At 69.7% G+C, this 14,335-nt stretch carries 24 protein-coding genes; 18 read left to right on the top strand and 6 right to left on the bottom strand.

Annotated features, from left to right (window positions below; translation table 11 throughout):
- Window positions 1-29 precede the first annotated feature (29 nt).
- From ACEXOX_RS44440 to ACEXOX_RS44415, 6 genes are all read left to right on the top strand, one after another.
- On the top strand, window positions 30-818 hold the full coding sequence (locus ACEXOX_RS44440) for a hypothetical protein (RefSeq protein WP_406526808.1): 789 nt from the start codon (window positions 30-32) through the stop codon (window positions 816-818).
- A 71-nt stretch (window positions 819-889) separates the two neighbouring features.
- Window positions 890-1,174, top strand: coding sequence for a hypothetical protein (locus ACEXOX_RS44435; protein WP_406526807.1), 285 nt, complete (start codon window positions 890-892; stop codon window positions 1,172-1,174).
- A gap of 69 nt (window positions 1,175-1,243) precedes the next feature.
- Entirely contained in the window at window positions 1,244-2,641 is a 1,398-nt protein-coding gene (gene dnaB / locus ACEXOX_RS44430; RefSeq protein WP_406526806.1) for a replicative DNA helicase, read from the top strand.
- A gap of 52 nt (window positions 2,642-2,693) precedes the next feature.
- Window positions 2,694-3,647, top strand: coding sequence for a replicative DNA helicase (locus ACEXOX_RS44425; RefSeq protein ID WP_406526805.1), 954 nt, complete (start codon window positions 2,694-2,696; stop codon window positions 3,645-3,647).
- Window positions 3,648-3,856: 209 nt separating this feature from the next.
- Window positions 3,857-4,021 carry a hypothetical protein gene (locus tag ACEXOX_RS44420; protein WP_406526804.1) on the top strand — a complete coding sequence of 55 codons (165 nt, stop codon included), beginning with the start codon at window positions 3,857-3,859 and terminating at the stop codon, window positions 4,019-4,021.
- A gap of 188 nt (window positions 4,022-4,209) precedes the next feature.
- Window positions 4,210-4,380: a hypothetical protein gene (locus ACEXOX_RS44415; protein WP_406526803.1), complete on the top strand. Its 171-nt coding sequence runs from the start codon at window positions 4,210-4,212 to the stop codon at window positions 4,378-4,380.
- Window positions 4,381-4,408: 28 nt separating this feature from the next.
- Here the strand turns inward: ACEXOX_RS44415 and ACEXOX_RS44410 are convergent, their stop codons facing one another.
- Both ACEXOX_RS44410 and ACEXOX_RS44405 read right to left on the bottom strand, forming a co-directional pair.
- On the bottom strand, window positions 4,409-4,669 hold the full coding sequence (locus ACEXOX_RS44410; RefSeq protein WP_406526802.1) for a type II toxin-antitoxin system RelE/ParE family toxin: 261 nt from the start codon (window positions 4,667-4,669) through the stop codon (window positions 4,409-4,411).
- Window positions 4,666-4,968: a hypothetical protein gene (locus ACEXOX_RS44405; protein ID WP_406526801.1), complete on the bottom strand. Its 303-nt coding sequence runs from the start codon at window positions 4,966-4,968 to the stop codon at window positions 4,666-4,668. Before ACEXOX_RS44405 ends, ACEXOX_RS44410 begins: the two co-directional genes overlap by 4 nt.
- 483 nt (window positions 4,969-5,451) lie before the next feature.
- Between ACEXOX_RS44405 and ACEXOX_RS44400 the strand changes: the two genes are divergently transcribed.
- Window positions 5,452-6,084, top strand: a complete 633-nt coding sequence (locus ACEXOX_RS44400) for a hypothetical protein (protein WP_406526800.1) — start codon at window positions 5,452-5,454, stop codon at window positions 6,082-6,084.
- Between the two features lie 12 nt (window positions 6,085-6,096).
- Here ACEXOX_RS44400 and ACEXOX_RS44395 read toward each other — a convergent pair whose 3' ends face one another.
- Entirely contained in the window at window positions 6,097-6,261 is a 165-nt protein-coding gene (locus ACEXOX_RS44395; RefSeq protein WP_406526799.1) for a hypothetical protein, read from the bottom strand.
- 237 nt (window positions 6,262-6,498) lie between these two features.
- Between ACEXOX_RS44395 and ACEXOX_RS44390 the strand changes: the two genes are divergently transcribed.
- Window positions 6,499-6,846 (top strand): hypothetical protein, encoded by a 348-nt coding sequence (locus ACEXOX_RS44390; protein WP_406526798.1) that lies wholly within the window; start codon window positions 6,499-6,501, stop codon window positions 6,844-6,846.
- 66 nt (window positions 6,847-6,912) lie between these two features.
- Here the strand turns inward: ACEXOX_RS44390 and ACEXOX_RS44385 are convergent, their stop codons facing one another.
- The 3 genes from ACEXOX_RS44385 to ACEXOX_RS44375 all read right to left on the bottom strand — a co-directional run bounded on the left by ACEXOX_RS44385 (window position 6,913) and on the right by ACEXOX_RS44375 (window position 8,308).
- Window positions 6,913-7,131 (bottom strand): hypothetical protein, encoded by a 219-nt coding sequence (locus ACEXOX_RS44385; RefSeq protein WP_406526797.1) that lies wholly within the window; start codon window positions 7,129-7,131, stop codon window positions 6,913-6,915.
- Window positions 7,122-7,724 carry a hypothetical protein gene (locus ACEXOX_RS44380; protein ID WP_406526796.1) on the bottom strand — a complete coding sequence of 201 codons (603 nt, stop codon included), beginning with the start codon at window positions 7,722-7,724 and terminating at the stop codon, window positions 7,122-7,124. Before ACEXOX_RS44380 ends, ACEXOX_RS44385 begins: the two co-directional genes overlap by 10 nt.
- Window positions 7,725-7,915: 191 nt before the next feature.
- Window positions 7,916-8,308 (bottom strand): hypothetical protein, encoded by a 393-nt coding sequence (locus ACEXOX_RS44375; protein WP_406526795.1) that lies wholly within the window; start codon window positions 8,306-8,308, stop codon window positions 7,916-7,918.
- Window positions 8,309-8,397: 89 nt separating this feature from the next.
- On the opposite strand from ACEXOX_RS44375, the gene ACEXOX_RS44370 reads away from it, so the two are divergent.
- From ACEXOX_RS44370 to ACEXOX_RS44325, 10 genes are all read left to right on the top strand, one after another.
- Window positions 8,398-8,751 (top strand): hypothetical protein, encoded by a 354-nt coding sequence (locus tag ACEXOX_RS44370; RefSeq protein ID WP_406526794.1) that lies wholly within the window; start codon window positions 8,398-8,400, stop codon window positions 8,749-8,751.
- An 88-nt stretch (window positions 8,752-8,839) separates the two neighbouring features.
- Window positions 8,840-9,604: a hypothetical protein gene (locus tag ACEXOX_RS44365; RefSeq protein WP_406526793.1), complete on the top strand. Its 765-nt coding sequence runs from the start codon at window positions 8,840-8,842 to the stop codon at window positions 9,602-9,604.
- Between the two features lie 141 nt (window positions 9,605-9,745).
- Window positions 9,746-9,910, top strand: coding sequence for a hypothetical protein (locus ACEXOX_RS44360; RefSeq protein WP_406526792.1), 165 nt, complete (start codon window positions 9,746-9,748; stop codon window positions 9,908-9,910).
- Complete coding sequence (locus ACEXOX_RS44355) at window positions 9,907-10,404, top strand: hypothetical protein (RefSeq protein ID WP_406526791.1); 498 nt, start codon at window positions 9,907-9,909, stop codon at window positions 10,402-10,404. The genes ACEXOX_RS44360 and ACEXOX_RS44355 overlap by 4 nt, the downstream gene beginning before the upstream one ends.
- Entirely contained in the window at window positions 10,401-10,931 is a 531-nt protein-coding gene (locus tag ACEXOX_RS44350; protein ID WP_406526790.1) for a hypothetical protein, read from the top strand. Before ACEXOX_RS44355 ends, ACEXOX_RS44350 begins: the two co-directional genes overlap by 4 nt.
- A complete protein-coding gene (locus ACEXOX_RS44345; RefSeq protein ID WP_406526789.1) occupies window positions 10,928-11,230 on the top strand; it encodes a hypothetical protein in 303 nt (100 codons plus the stop codon). The genes ACEXOX_RS44350 and ACEXOX_RS44345 overlap by 4 nt, the downstream gene beginning before the upstream one ends.
- Complete coding sequence (locus ACEXOX_RS44340; RefSeq protein ID WP_406526788.1) at window positions 11,230-11,607, top strand: DUF4326 domain-containing protein; 378 nt, start codon at window positions 11,230-11,232, stop codon at window positions 11,605-11,607. The genes ACEXOX_RS44345 and ACEXOX_RS44340 overlap by 1 nt, the downstream gene beginning before the upstream one ends.
- The gene (locus tag ACEXOX_RS44335) at window positions 11,607-11,927 is read left to right on the top strand and encodes a MazG-like family protein (RefSeq protein ID WP_406526787.1); all 321 of its coding nucleotides are present in this window, start codon (window positions 11,607-11,609) and stop codon (window positions 11,925-11,927) included. Before ACEXOX_RS44340 ends, ACEXOX_RS44335 begins: the two co-directional genes overlap by 1 nt.
- Before the next feature lie 361 nt (window positions 11,928-12,288).
- Window positions 12,289-13,119, top strand: a complete 831-nt coding sequence (locus tag ACEXOX_RS44330) for a helix-turn-helix domain-containing protein (protein WP_406526786.1) — start codon at window positions 12,289-12,291, stop codon at window positions 13,117-13,119.
- 87 nt (window positions 13,120-13,206) lie between these two features.
- The gene (locus ACEXOX_RS44325; RefSeq protein ID WP_406526785.1) at window positions 13,207-14,256 is read left to right on the top strand and encodes a type III polyketide synthase; all 1,050 of its coding nucleotides are present in this window, start codon (window positions 13,207-13,209) and stop codon (window positions 14,254-14,256) included.
- The last annotated feature ends 79 nt before the right edge of the window (window positions 14,257-14,335 follow it).

Here is a 14,335-nt window from a genome sequence, read left to right as displayed (position 1 = left end):
GTGATCCCCCGCACGGCGGAGGGGACAGCGTGACGGTCAACGATCCGGCCACACCGGACTTCGGGGCCAACGAGTCTGTCGCCATCGTGGCCCGTGGGCCGGTGGCGGGCGTTCAGTTGCATGCGCACATGGAGTTCGGTCCGTTCGCATTGACGCACCCGCTGGACACCAAGGTCGTCATCCAGTTGATGTTCATGTTCGCCGAGCAGAGCCGGCAGCGGCCCGGTGAGCCCCTTCGGGTGACACCGGTGACGGTCCTGGAGCGTCTGCGGGAGATGGGCGTCGTCAGCGGCAACGGTGCCCGCGTCGTGGGCCGGGACGCCGTGTACGAGTCGTTCACGCGGATCGCGGCGAAAGGCTACATCCGGCGGTTGATGGCGCGGGACGAGCGCGGCCGGAAGACCGGGGTGGCGTACGAGTTCTACGACTTCCCCGAGTACAACCCGGAGATTCAGGAGGCGCGTCGCTCAGGGCGCTTCGAGCAGCTGTTTCCCCAGGTCAGCTCCACTTCCGGCAATGCCGGATCCGGTAACGCCGGAAACAATAACGGACATAACTGCACAAATAAGCGATCCGCCCAGGCCGGAACCACTTCCGGCATTGCCGGATACGGTGATGCCGGATCCGGCAATGCCGACGCCGCATTGCCCCAGGTCAGCTCCACTTCCGGCAATGCCGGAAACCCCCACACCCCCGGGGGAGGTGGATACCTCCTCCCCTACCCCCTCACAGGCGACGCGCGGGAACACCCGTCACCGATGGAGGAGGGGAAGCCGGCTGCACACCAGAAGACCTTCAGGAGGCGGCCCGGTTCCTGAAGCTGCTCAAGAAGCCGTGGCATGCCGGACGGGACACCGCCGAGCGGTGCGCGCCGTTGCTGCTCCGCCTGATGCGGGAGATGGGTTGGCCCGGTATCCGCGTCCTGGACGAGATGGACCGGCGGCTGCTCGAGCAGTGCGTCACGAAGGACCCTGACGGGATCACGCGGCACGCGCACGTGCTGCCGAAGCGCATCCGGGACCTCCCCCTGTACGAAGCGGTCCGCCACTCCCCGACGAAGGGCCCGTCCCGGCCCCAGAAGGCCTCTCAGGCGCAACGGGAGGAGCAGCAGGGGAAGTTGTCCACCCGCAGCATCACCAGCCTCCTGGACGGCCTCCAGAAGCCTTCGGTCTGACACGCGCCGCGGCGCCCGGGTTCCTCGCCAGGCCGGGCGCCGCGTCTACCTCCGCAACGGGAGATCCCTGTGACTGTAGTGCCGCACCAGAAGACCAGCCTCACCCGCCACGACGACGGGCACGATCCGACCCTGGACTCTGCTGGGCGTACTCCCCAGCACGACATCGGCGCAGAGAAGACCGCCCTCGCCGCCATGATGTTCTCCCCCGACGCCGTCCTCGATTGCCAGAGTGCCGTACGCGAAGAGGACTACTACCTGCCCGCTCACCGCATCCTGCACAACCTCATGGTCGAGCGGCACTCCAAGGGCCTGCCCAACGCCTACCCGCTGCTCGCCGACGAGCTTGAACGCCGCGGCCAGCTACACGCAGCCGGCGGCCGCGACTACCTCACCGAGGTCTCCCTGGCCCTGGAGACCGGAGCCGTCGGCGAGCACTACGCAGGCATCGTCCACCGCAAAGCCGTCCTGCGCCGCCTGACCGAAGCCGGCGTGCGCATCATGCAGGCCGGCTTCCGCGGCGAAGGCAGTACCGACGAACTCCTCGCCCGGGCCACCGCCGAGATCGCCACCGTCGCCGAAGGCGCGGCCGCCAGCAATGAACACGACTTCGTCCTCCCAGCAGAAGCCCTCGCCGATGCCCTCGACTACATCGAGCAGGCCCGGCACCGCCAAGGCATCTCCGGCCTAGCCACCGGCTACACCGACTTCGACGAGCTCACCCAGGGGCTGCAGCCCGGCCAGCTCGTCGTCATCGCCGGCCGGCCCGGCATGGGCAAGTCCACCGTCGCCATGGACATCGCCCGCTCCTGCGCCATCAAGCAGCAGATCCCCGCCGCGTTCGTCTCCCTCGAGATGCCGGTCCGTGAACTGATGATGCGGCTCATCTCCGCCGAGGGGCGGATCGCACTGCACCACATTCGCTCGGGGCAACTCACCGACGAGGACATGCAGCGCATGGACCAGGCCGTCCCGCGTATCTACCGGGCCCAGCTGCACATCAACGACTGCGAACGCACGTACACCGCGATCCAGGCGAAGCTGCGGCGGCTGAAGGCCAAGCACCCAGACATCGGCGTCATCGTGATCGACTACCTCCAGCTCATGAAGCTGGGCGGGCAACGCCCCGAGTCGCGGCAGCAGGAGGTCTCTGAGATCAGCAGCAGCCTCAAACTGCTGGCCAAGGAACTCCAGGTGCCGATCATTGCGCTGGCACAGCTCAACCGTGGTCCCGAGATGCGCAGCGACAAGAAGCCGATGGTCTCCGACCTGCGGGAGTCCGGTGCGATCGAGCAGGACGCGGATCTGGTGATCCTGCTGCACCGCGACGACGCGTATGAATCGGAGTCACCGCGGGCCGGAGAGGTAGACCTGATCGTTGGCAAGCACCGCAACGGCCCCACCGCAACGATCACTGTGGCTGCTCAGCTGCACTACAGCCGGTTCGTGGACATGGCGCAGACGTGAACACCGGACCGCTCCGTCTCGGAATACTGATGGGCAGCCTGGGAGGGGAAGCATGACCGACGAGATCCAGACCGAAGACTCCACAGAGCCTGTGGGAGCCGACGACGAGCATCCCGACCTGTTCGGCGTGGTGGTGGAAGGCGCTCTCGACGACATCGAGTCCGCTGGCCAAGCCCAAGGGGCAGAGGAAGCCCTCTGGCCGCCTATGGACGACGCTCAGCTCCCCGGCTTGCCCACCGGCTTCACGGATCTTGACTCGCTGACCGGCGGTCTGTGCCGCGGAAGCCTGACCGTCATCGCATCGCGCCCCTCCATGGGGCGCACGACGCTGCTGACCGACGTGTGCCGGCACGTCAGCGTCAAGCTCAATGTCCCGGTCGGCGTCTTCACCCTCGAGGAGACCCGCCACCAGTTCGTCCACCGCGTCCTGACCGCCGAGTCCCGTGTCGTCGGCTACCACATGCGCACCGGGAAGATGATCCAAGAGGACTGGACCCGCCTGGCCCGGCGGATGCCCGAGCTCGCGGCTACCCCGATGTATCTGAAGGCTCCTGGGCGTATCACTATGGCCGAGCTGGCCGAGCAGGCTGAGGAACTGGTGCGGGAGCAGGGCGTCCGCCTGATTGCAGTTGACGGCATCCAGGACATCCGGCCCGAGAAGCGTAGCGACCTGCGGGAGCGGGAGGTGGGCGACGTGGTGCGCGACCTGAAGACCATGGCCCGGGAACTGGACGTAGCGGTTCTGGCCACCTCCCACCTCAACCGCGGGCCGGAGAACAGGATCGACAAGAAGCCTCGACTGGACGACCTGCGGGAGTCGGGAGCGATCACTTTCGCCGCCGACACCGTCATTCTTCTTCACCGCGAGGACTACTACTTGAAGGAGTCCCCGCGGGCGGGCGAGGCTGACCTGATCGTGGCCAAGCATCGGCACGGGCCGACGGCATACATCACAGTGGCGTTCCAGGCCCATTATGGGCGTTTTGTGGATCTGCCACGGACGTGACCACGACTGCGTCCCTCACGGTAGTGACGGAAGGGGCGTTTGGGTGAGGCGAGTCAGTCCCACGTTTCCGTTGTGAACCCGTGTGACGACTGAGACGATGGGGGAACCCCGACGGCGATATGGCCGCCGACGGGGCCCCACATACCCCGCCTCGAGAGGACAAGGGCAAGCACCCAGCTTGTCTCTACGAATCCTCTCGGAGGTAGACCATGACCAGCCAAGCTCTCACCCAGCACCCCGACGACCCCACCCACTACGTCCTGTTCTTCGCGCTGCTGGCCCTCCCCCAGGAGCAGCTCCAGCACCTCGAGGCAGCACTCGCCCTGGCGTGGACGGTCGGGAACCTGATCCGGATGCACTGCGGCGAGCGATAACGCAGCGACGCCCCCGCCGGGCTTCTGGCGGGGGCGGACGCGCTTGCATCCCCGGGCGTGCGGGCCACCGGACACTGAGCACTGCATTCGTGTCGGTTCATCTCCGGCCGAGCGGAGAACCCCACCATAAGCAGACGCCGAGCGGCTCCTCCACAGAACACGCCGAAACCGGCAATACAGTACCAATCATGACGAGCAGCACACCGTGCCCGAACACCCCGCCTGGCGCCCCCATTGCACAGGCGCAAGAACCGCACAACGGCCTGCCGAACTGGCTTGCGCAGCAGCTCCTTGCTGAGCAGGACGACATCGGCGCTCTGCCCGACCATTGGCGCGACGAAATCCCCTTCAACGACTGACCATCCTGCTTGCCGATTCGGCGAGGTATCAGTCGGCGAGGGGCGTCTGCACGCTGACGACCGTCACGGTGACCGTCAGGTCGCTGACGAGCACCACGGCGATGGCACCGGCACGGCCGGCGGACCGCATCCGCACCGGCCCGTCATCCTCCAGCCCGTACGGGCCGCTGTGCCGGTCCGGATCATCCCGCAGGTCGCGGAAGAGGCCGTGCAGCGCGCGCTGCGTCTCGAGAGGCAGCTTCTCGATCTGCCGCCGGATGCCCGGCGGGACGACCAGACGGTAGGTCACGCGGCGTCGGTCTCCGCTCGCCTCAGGCTCTCGCCCCACTGCGTCATCCACTCATCCGTGGTGCCGTCGTCCGCGAGGTCGGCCGGCAGCTCGCCGTCATGCTTCCTGGCGTACCGGAGGAGGGCTTCCATCTCCGGGCGGGAGGCGTCGTAGCGCTCCACGAGACTCCCCCACCGGGCAAAGACGGCAGGCAGCTCGTCCAGGGTCGCCAGGTGCGCCTCGCGCAGGAACTCCTGCCGCAGCTCCGGGGCCGGGAGGGCATGGGCGAGGGAATCGATCGTCCACAACGGCCCGCTCATGAGGTCCCCTCGGTGCGTGCGACGTGCTCCGGCCGCGCGGTGCCGCGTGCGCGGATCCGGCGAGCTTCATCAAGAACACGATCGGTGACGTCGATCCACTCGCCGGGGGCTGCTCGCCTCGGGCCTCGTAGGCGGCAAGTTCCCGGCCGCGCTGGACTGCAGCGAGGGTGTCCTTGGCGATGCGCTCCCACTTGGCGAAGACGGTGAGGAGCTGGTGCGCCGGCGCCCGGTTGATCTCGCTCAGAAAGCGCTGCACGAGGTCAGGGTCGGCGAGGGCATCGCGGATGCTCTCGATGGTCCACGGCTCGCTGCTCATGCCGTCCTCCAGGTCGGGGAGACACCACACTAGCGACGCCGATGACCCCCCGTCCCGATGTCGGGGACGTTCCGGTCGCGAAGAACGGCTCGCCCTCCCCCGGTGGGACGGTTGCGTGCCGCGTAGTCTCTGCCGTGCGCCGCCACACCCCCGCCGAGGAGAGCCCAGTGAGCCAGAATCCCGCCCGTCATCTGGCCGACGCCGCCGAGCACGTCCGCGCCTTCCACCACGCCTCCCACACCACCGCCACCGGCTGGGAGAACCCCGGCGACTCCTACACCGCCCTCGGCTCCCTCGACCGCCTGACCGGCATGCTGCAACAGGCCGTGCGGCAGTCGGTCTGGCCCGTCCTGGACACCTTCGAGTGCGGCCGCATCCACATCCAGGGCGGCGGACGCCCCGACCGGGCTGTCCGTGAGCTGGTGGCCGCCCGCGACGAAGCGATGGCCGCGGCCGCCGCCCTGACCGCCGCCGTCCAGCGGATGCACACCGCCACCGGCCCCATGGGCCTGGACACCGCCGGCCCCCGGAGTTCGAGGACGAGGTCTGACATGGGCGGCCCCCAGAACCGGTACAGCGCCGAAGGGCGCTCCCCGACGTGGCCGTACACCGTCCGCCTGTACCACGGGCGCCTGGATCACCGAGCCCGTCAGCGTCCCGACAGGACCTACGAGATCGCCTGCTCCGGCAGCGTCTTCACCGCCGAATCCGGGAACCTCACCCGGCCACTGCGCTACCGGTCCTGCCGGGCCTGCACCCGCACTGTGAACGCTGCCGTCAGGCGGGTGATGTCGGGATGAGGCCCCCTCCGTTCAGTCGGCTTCGGTCCACGGCCCGTCCGGCGTGATGTTCGTGCCGCCGCAGTCCCAGCAGTCCCACTCCTCCGGCAGCTCATACCGCGTGCCCCAGAACCCGGCCTGCTCCCCCCACAGGACGTTGTCCGCCTCGCACCAGCCGCACACGAACTCGAAGTTCACCAGGCTCCCCTCCCCTGCCCGTACGGGCCGCCTTCTTGATAGCAGGAGCAGGGCGCGGCGACGAGAGACCGCCCGGCCGAACCCTGGCCGGGCCCTGCTTGGTGTCACTCCCAGATGCCGATCCGGTCCAGGTGCCCGTCCAGCCCTCGTTCGGGCCGGAAGTAATCAGGACGAGCGACATGTCGAACGCATCTCGCATTCGGTCACCAGAGCGTGCCCGGCCGCCGTTATGCAGGCATGGACCGTGTCTTCTTCTACGAAGTCTTCGCCCGCGGCGGCAGGCTCGCCCTGAACACTGCCCTGACGCAGCTCGCCGACCGCCTGCCGCAGGACCAGTGGGAAGCGGCCCAGCACGCCGTCGCCCAGGCCCTGGACGACCACGCAACAGCCCTGGAGGCGCTCCTCGACCAGAGGCAGGCCACAGCGAGAGACCTCAAGCGGCAGGCGGAGCGGGACCGCTGGGAGAACGACATGCTGCGCAGGCTCTTGTCCGACGACTTTCCCGGATCCCCGGACGGGCCTCGGCAAGGGGATGCCCCGCAGCGTCCCGGCGAGGACGATGGGGATACGACGGCGCGGAGGTGACCCGGCATGGCGGTAGTGGACCCCCGGTGGATCCCGGTACTCGAGCAGACTGGCGCTCCCCCGGCTTCAACCTCCGACAGCGGTCGCACTGACGGCATCGGCGAGGGCCTGGTGACGGGCGTTGGAGCGGCGCGCCCCCTGCTCGCCCACGCCGGCCGTCAGGGCCCGGCAGCGCAGCGCACACCACGTCCCTACGGCCTCCGGCGGGGCGGCCCGCCACGCGGGCTGCTGAAGCGCCCAGGCGTGCGCGGTGTCGGCGGTGTGGCCGTCCTCCATCAGCCGCACCGCTGTCTCCGCGACATCGGCCCAGGCGGGGCCGCGGGCGGGCATCGCCCAGTCCACCAGCCACGCCCGCCCCCGCTCCCGCCGCTGACAAGCAGGTTGTGCGGGTTGACGTCCGCGTGCACCAGCGCGTCACCGCCGAGCAGGGCCAGTTCGGCTGCCGAGCCGTGCCGGGCCCACCGCTCCGCGTACGGCGGAAGTCCCGCAGGCGCGTCCAGGACGGCCGCCGCGGTCAGGAGAGCGGCAACGGCCGGCAGGTCCGCCGACCCGGGCTCAAGACGGGCGTGCCGTCCTTGGATGTGGTCGAACAGCAGCACATCCCAGCCTCCGGTCCGGACCCGGTGCCGCAGCCGCGGTCCGACCGTCCGTACCACCGGGGCTAAGGCCTGCTCCGTGTCCTGCCCGGCCAGCTCCGGCCCGCCCGGGGCGCACAGTCCCTTGGCGAACACCGTGCCCCCGCCCGCCCCGGACTCCAGGGCAGTGGCGAGCTGGCAGTTGAACCCGGCCCCGACATCACGGGCCGCCGCCACCGGCCCCACACGGCCGGCCACGGCGTCCCGGACGGCGGCGGGCAGGTCATCCCAGGAAAGACGCATCGGCGTCAATTCTGGGTGGCGCCGCACTTGCGGCACCGGTTCGCTCCGCTCCACACCACCCATTCGTGGTCGCATGCATCGCTCATACCGGCCTCCTCGTCGTCCTGCCGGTAGTGAACTGCCGGACCGGGGCGTGCGGGAGGGCGCGCACACGCCGCACGACAGCATCCGCACGGGGCACCATGTCCGGACTACACGGTGGGCGGCAGGTACCGGCCCCCGTCGGCGTACTCCACCTCGCCGCGGCCGCACCCCGACACCTCACTGTGCACGAACAGCACCCCGGCGTCCCGGACGTACTCGCGTACCCACTGCTCGTACACCCGCTCCGCCTCCTCCGGGCCGTCCACGGCGGCCATCCGGCTGCGGTGGCCGGTCGCCTGCACCACCACCCACTGGCCGTCCGGCAGGCCGTCCACCTGCCCGGCCCACACCGCCTCCAGCCCCGTCTCCGGCGTGGTGCTCTCGGACTGAAGCAGGCGCTGGTCATCCAAACTGTTGGCCGGCCATACCTCGCAGTAGGCCTCGTGCTGCTCGTCGGTCAGCGTGTCCAGGCCGGTCGCCGAGTCGTAGAGAAGTCGCATACCGGCATCGTGACAGCGCATCCGCCTCACCCGCGGGCACGCCGCGCGTCTGCCCGGTCACGGATTCGAACAGGGGTACCCTTCCGGGAGTGAGCTACGACTTCCCCGACGACCTCCTGCACGCCCAGCGCGACCTCGACCAGGCCACCGCCGACCTGCACGCCCTCTACGCCACGCTGCCCATCAGCGCCGAGCCCACCGAGGCGTACCGCGACGACCGCGAGACCGGCTACTGGCACGCGCGCGAGCGTCCCGCCTCCCCGGGCTGGACCGAGGAGCAGAAGCGGCAGGTCGCCGACGCCCGGGCCCGGCGCCTGGAGCTGACCAGCGCGGTCGTCACGCACGTGTTCTGGGCCACGCTGGGCGGCCCGGACGCGGTGAAGGCCCGCTCCGCCCTCAAGCACGCCACCGAGGCCGCCGCCGAGGGACCCGAAAGCACCTGAGCGCCCCGCCGCAAGGCCGAGAAGGGGCCGGTGAGGGCCGGGGCAATGCGGCCCAGCGGGCGCCCGGTTTCGCGGATACCACGGTGGGATGCGCCTTCTCCGTGCCGCCGCCACCGCCGGCGCCTCCCTCGCCCTCCTCCTCACCACCGCGACGCCCGCCGCCCCCGCGGACACCCAGCCCCCGCCGCCGGCCATCCAGCGGGCCATGCGCGCCGCCCTCACCTCCATCACCCCGCAGTACGCCGGCACCGGGTGGCGGATCGCCGACCGGCTCGGCGTCCGCTCCATCCACCCCACCCAGCCCTACGTGGTCACCTTCCCCAGTGAGGAACTCCGGGCCCGCTACACGCCCTACCTGAGCGCGGCCGTCGCGCAGCTGCAGCAGCTCGGCGTGCACATCACCCTCGGCGGCATCGAGACCCCGGACCTGACCCGCTGCCCGCCGCGCGGCCACATCCAGTACACCGAGGCCTACCAGCCCCTCGGCAAACCGGGCTACTCCCAAGGCCTGCCCTGCTACGACACCGTGGACCACTCGGCGTGGGGCGGGTGGGTGCGGATCGACTCCGAGTACTGGGACGGCTCCTGGTACATCACCGAACAGGGCCGCTTCCACGTGTTCGTGCACGAGATGCTGCACGCCCTCGGCCTGGACCACCCCAACACCGACCTGAACGGGGACGGGGCGGTGGCGGCGTACGAGTGCGTGCAGGACAGCGCCGGGGTGACGCCGCTGATGTGCTCGCCGAACGGCGGCTACCGTGACGATGTTCGCGCCGGGCTGCTCACCCCGTTCGATGCGGCGGGGATACGGCAGGCGCTGAAGAACGCGGTGCTGACCGGGGTGAGATAGCTAGAGCTAGCCAGACGTCCCGGTTCTTCGGGTGCGGTGCCCCGCCCCCGTTATTTAACTATTGCGTACGCACTCGTTAAATGGGAGGGTGGACCCACACCACCACCCCAAGGAGACATCCCTGTACGCCAAGGAACAGCCGTGAGCACACCGCAGCCCGTGCGCTGCCGCTACTGCCGCATCCCGCTCCAGCCCGACCGCGCCTACTGGTGGGACGACCGGCCCGAATGCCGCGACGCGTTCCGCTGCACCAACCGCATCACACGCCAGCAGAAGACCATCTCCGGCACCAAGGAACGCAAGTGACCGACACCCCGCCGCCCGACGAGCGCAGCCAGCGGTACCTGGAAGCCCTCAACCGGGACGCCGAGGAACCCCGCGACCAGAGGCAGGGCATCATCCCCGCGGTGATGGCCGTCGCAGACGCCGAGATGAAGCACCTGCGGGATCGTGCCAACAAGGCCGAGGCCGCCATCGCGCGGGTCGAGTCCTACGCCCACGAACTGCGGCACAAGGACGCCATGGGCCTCCTCGCCGCCCTGGACGCGCCAGCGGATGAGCCCGGCAAGGAATGCTGCGGCAGCAAGGTCGGCCACTACCCCGGCTGTCCCGCCAACGCCGCGCCCGCCAAGGAGGGCCCGCACCGCTACCTGTCCACCGGCTGCCTGCACGGCGAACACGACTACTGCCAGTCCCACACGGGGCTCTCCGGCGCCAAGGCCCCAGCCGTTTGCAAGTTCTGCAAAGCCCCTTGCCAGTGTCCGTGCCACCGCATTACGCCCGCCGAGGAGAAGCCGTGACCGACGACAGTCCGACCAAGCCGTTCGTGCTCCGCAAGCGCTCCATCCCCGACCGGCTCCGCCACGCCTCCCAAACGTTGGTCAAAGTCGTCGACCAGATCGCCAGCGGAACCCCCGGCGACCACCGCGGCACCCTCATCGGCACTTCCTTCACCCTCGACCAGACCGCCGACGAGATAGAGCAGCAGCAGGCCGACACCGCCAGCGAGTACCTGGCCCTGGCCCAGCACACCGACACCACCTGCGAAGCCGCCGTCGCCCTCGACCGCGTCCGGGCCCTGCACACCCGCAACGAGGACGCCGACTACTGCAACCTGTGCGCCGACCACGGCGACATCGGCTGGCCCTGCGCCACGATCGCCGCCCTCGACACGCCGACCGACCGGTGCGCCGCGTGCGGGCATCCAGCAGACCAGCACACCGAGGCCGACGAACCCGTTTCCGTCGGACAGTGCCGTACGTGCGTCGCGCAGGGCGATGAGGACGACGCCGGGCACGACTACGACCCGCCCAAGGAGGCGTCATGACCGACAAGCCGGCGCTCCCCAAGGGCCCCTTCGACCCCTTTCTACGGACCCGTGTCGACACCAGCACCGGCAGTGCCTTCGCCGATGCCCACCGCATCGCCACCCGAGCCGCGACCTGCTGGCTGCTCAGCCCTGAAGGCCCCTACAAGAAGCCGATGACGATGGCGAACATCGTGGACAGCGCGGTTCACGAGGCGTTGCTGCATCTGCTGGAGCTGGGGTTCGTCGACATCGACGAGGCGCGGATGCGCGCGGCCCGGGGCTGGCCGATGGGGCGCCGCGACACTAAGGAGGCGTGATGCCGTCCCGTATCCAGCGCCGCCGCACGCGGGGATGGCGTGCTCTCGAAGGCGCCGTGTACGTCGGGCGTGGAACCCGCTGGGGGAACCCGTACGTCGTCGTGCAGACCCGTACCGGAACCGGCTGGGCCGTGCACTGGGCCGGCCACCGCGGCCAGACGCCACCGCACGGCCTCAAGACCGAGGTGCCCGCCAACCATCAGCGCGACGCTCACGCCCTGGCCGTCGAACTCCACGCCGTATGGTTCTTCTCCCAGCCCGAGCTGGTTGATCGGGCCCAGCGGGAGCTGGCGGGCCGGGACCTGATGTGCTGGTGCCACGAGAGCCTGCCGTGTCATGCGGACGTGCTGCTGCGCATCGCCAACAAGGAGGCGTGATGCTGACCCCCGACCACTGGGCGACGATCCGCCGCCTCGTCGCCTGGCTCGATCAGGAGAACGGCCGAAGCCAGCACGAGACCACCCTGCGCCTGCTGAAGCTCACCGAGGAAGCCGGCGAGGTCGCCCAGGCGTGGATCGGCGTCATCGGGCAGAACCCGCGCAAGGGCGTCACCCACACCCGTGCGGACGTGGCCGAGGAACTGTGTGACGTCATCGTCACGGCCGCCGTTGCCCTGGCCTCCATCACCGACGATCCCGCGACTGTGCTGGACGGGAAGCTCGACAAGATTGCCGCCCGTTCGGGGGTGGCCACCTGAGGCCGGTCGGCCGACTTCGTGAAGTCGTTGCCCGTTCAACCCATCACTCGAACGAGCGATCGACAAATGTGGTAGCGGCGGGCTACACCTATCAGCCATGTCATATGCCAGAGCCCGCGTAGGTCGTGACAGTCCGGGTGAACCCGCGTTGGCAGGCTGCGAACTACCAACGCGGCCCCACCCGGCACTGCCATGCCACGCCCCAGCGGTACCCGCCGGGACGCTGCGGGTACCCGATCGATGCCCGCAGCAACAGAATGCCTGAACGTTCAACTCCGCACACCTGAAGCCTTTTCACCTGAAAAACCACCACCCGCCACCACCTACACCACACGCACCAGACGTGATAACGGGGGCCCGCATGGACAAGGAAGCACTCAAAGACCTGCTCGAGACCCGCCGCGGCCTCATCGACCCCGAATCCGTCGGCCTCCAGCGCCCCCACCGCCAGGGCCGCCGCGCCGCCGGCCTCTCCCAGCCCCAGGTCGACGAAGCCATGCACCGCTCCCTGGGCAGCTACGCCGCCCTGGTCTCCGGCCGCAACGCCAACCCGTCCTACGACCTGCTGCGCGACGTCGCCAAAGTCCTCGCGCTGACCGAGCAGGAGTGGGTGGCCGCCTACCGCTACGCCCGCGGCGAGGACCCCCCGGCCATCCTCCACGACCGCTCCGGGCGGGAGATCCCCGGCATGTGGCAGGACATCCTGGACGGCATCTCCCACATGGCGTACGTGACGGACTGCTCCTACAACCTCGTCGCCACCAACCGGCACTTCCGGGCACTGTTCCCCGTCACCGGCGTCCCGCCCAACATGATCGAGTGGATGCTGCTGCACCCCGACGCCCGCCGCATCCTCGTCGACTGGAAAACGGTGTGGGCCCCCTACGTCCTGCCGCAGCTGCGCGCGGCACGGGCCGCCCTGCCCGACGACCACACCCTCGCCCGCATCGAGCGCGCCGTCAGAGCCGACCCCGAGGCCGGCGCCCTCTACCAGTACAAGGGCAACGCCCAGGTCCACCCGGACGGCAACGAACGCCCGCTGGACCACCCGTCGCGGGGCCGGGGCTGGGTCGCTATCGGCGCCGCCGAGCCGATGTCGTCCCCGTACTCCAAAGTCATGATCGTGCCGTTCTACGTGGGCGCCACCCCGAGCAGCATCCGCAAGCCCTACCTGCGGGCAAAAGCGTCATAACACCGTGACCTGGGCATAGGGCAACCCGTAGCGGATTCAACCGTAGGGTGAGGCCCCGCCAAGGACTGCAGAAGCGGAGAGCCTCTGATGCCCGCCTACATCTCACGCCCCGCCCTAGCCCTGCCCCCGCACAAGGTCACCACCGAAGAGATCTGCGCGGACATCGCCGCCCGCCACCCGGACCATCCCCGGCTCGGGGCCGTGCTGCGAACGGTCCGCAACGTCGGCGTCACCACCAGGTTCTTCGCCCAGCCCCTCAACTCGCCCACCGTGTCCGGTAACGCGGTCCTCGAGGAGCGCGGCACCCAGGCGTTCGCCGACGCCGTGAACCTCGCCGAGAAGGCCGCCCGCAGCGCCCTCGGCGACACCGCGCTCTCCCCCGCGGACGTGGACTGCATCATCACCAGCCACACCGTCTCCTGGGCCGTCCCCAACCTCGACCTGCATCTCATCGACCGCCTCGGCCTGCGCCCCGACATCCGCCGCCAGGCATACGGCAGCCTCGGCTGCATCGGCGGCGCCCACGCCCTCGCCATGGCCGCCGACCAGGTCGCCGCACGCCCCGGCTCCCGCGTCCTGGTCGTCGTCGCCGAGACCCTGTCCTCGATCTACCACCACACGGACACCAGCATCGACGCCATGATCTACAAGGCGCTGTTCGGGGACAGCGGCGGCGCCTGCATCGTCACCGACGAACCCCACGGGCCGGGCCTGCGGATCGACGACACCTGGCACTACTACCTGCCGCACTCCCGGGACCGCTACTGGGGACGCCTCGACCGCGAGGGCTTCCACTTCGATTCCACCAAGGCCGCCACCGCCGCACCCGCCGACGCCATGCCCGCTCTCACCGCATGGCTCGCCACCCAGCCCCACCAGGACTTCGACTTCGTCCTCGCGCACGCCGGCGGACCCGCCATCCTCAACACCATCGCCGCCGGACTCGGCTTGGACCGCGAGGATCTGCGGCACTCCTGGGACAGCCTCGCCGAGACCGGCAACCTCGGCGGCATCTCGGTCCTGGACGTGCTGCGCCGCACCCACGAGAATCCACCCGCCGACGGCGCGGCCGGCTTCATGCTGGCGTACGGGCCCGGCTTCACCACCAGCGCTCTCACCGGCACCTGGACCAGGTGACACCGGGCACTGTCAGTGCCGCGTGCGAGGGTGTACGGATGGCCCGGCGGAGCCCGCACCGAACTCGAAGCCGATGCAC

The sequence above is a fragment of the Streptomyces sp. Ac-502 genome (assembly GCF_045222935.1).
Lineage (GTDB): Bacteria > Actinomycetota > Actinomycetes > Streptomycetales > Streptomycetaceae > Streptomyces > Streptomyces monomycini.
The sequence above is the reverse complement of the archived record's forward strand: the minus strand, read 5'-3'. Positions and strand labels throughout refer to the sequence as shown.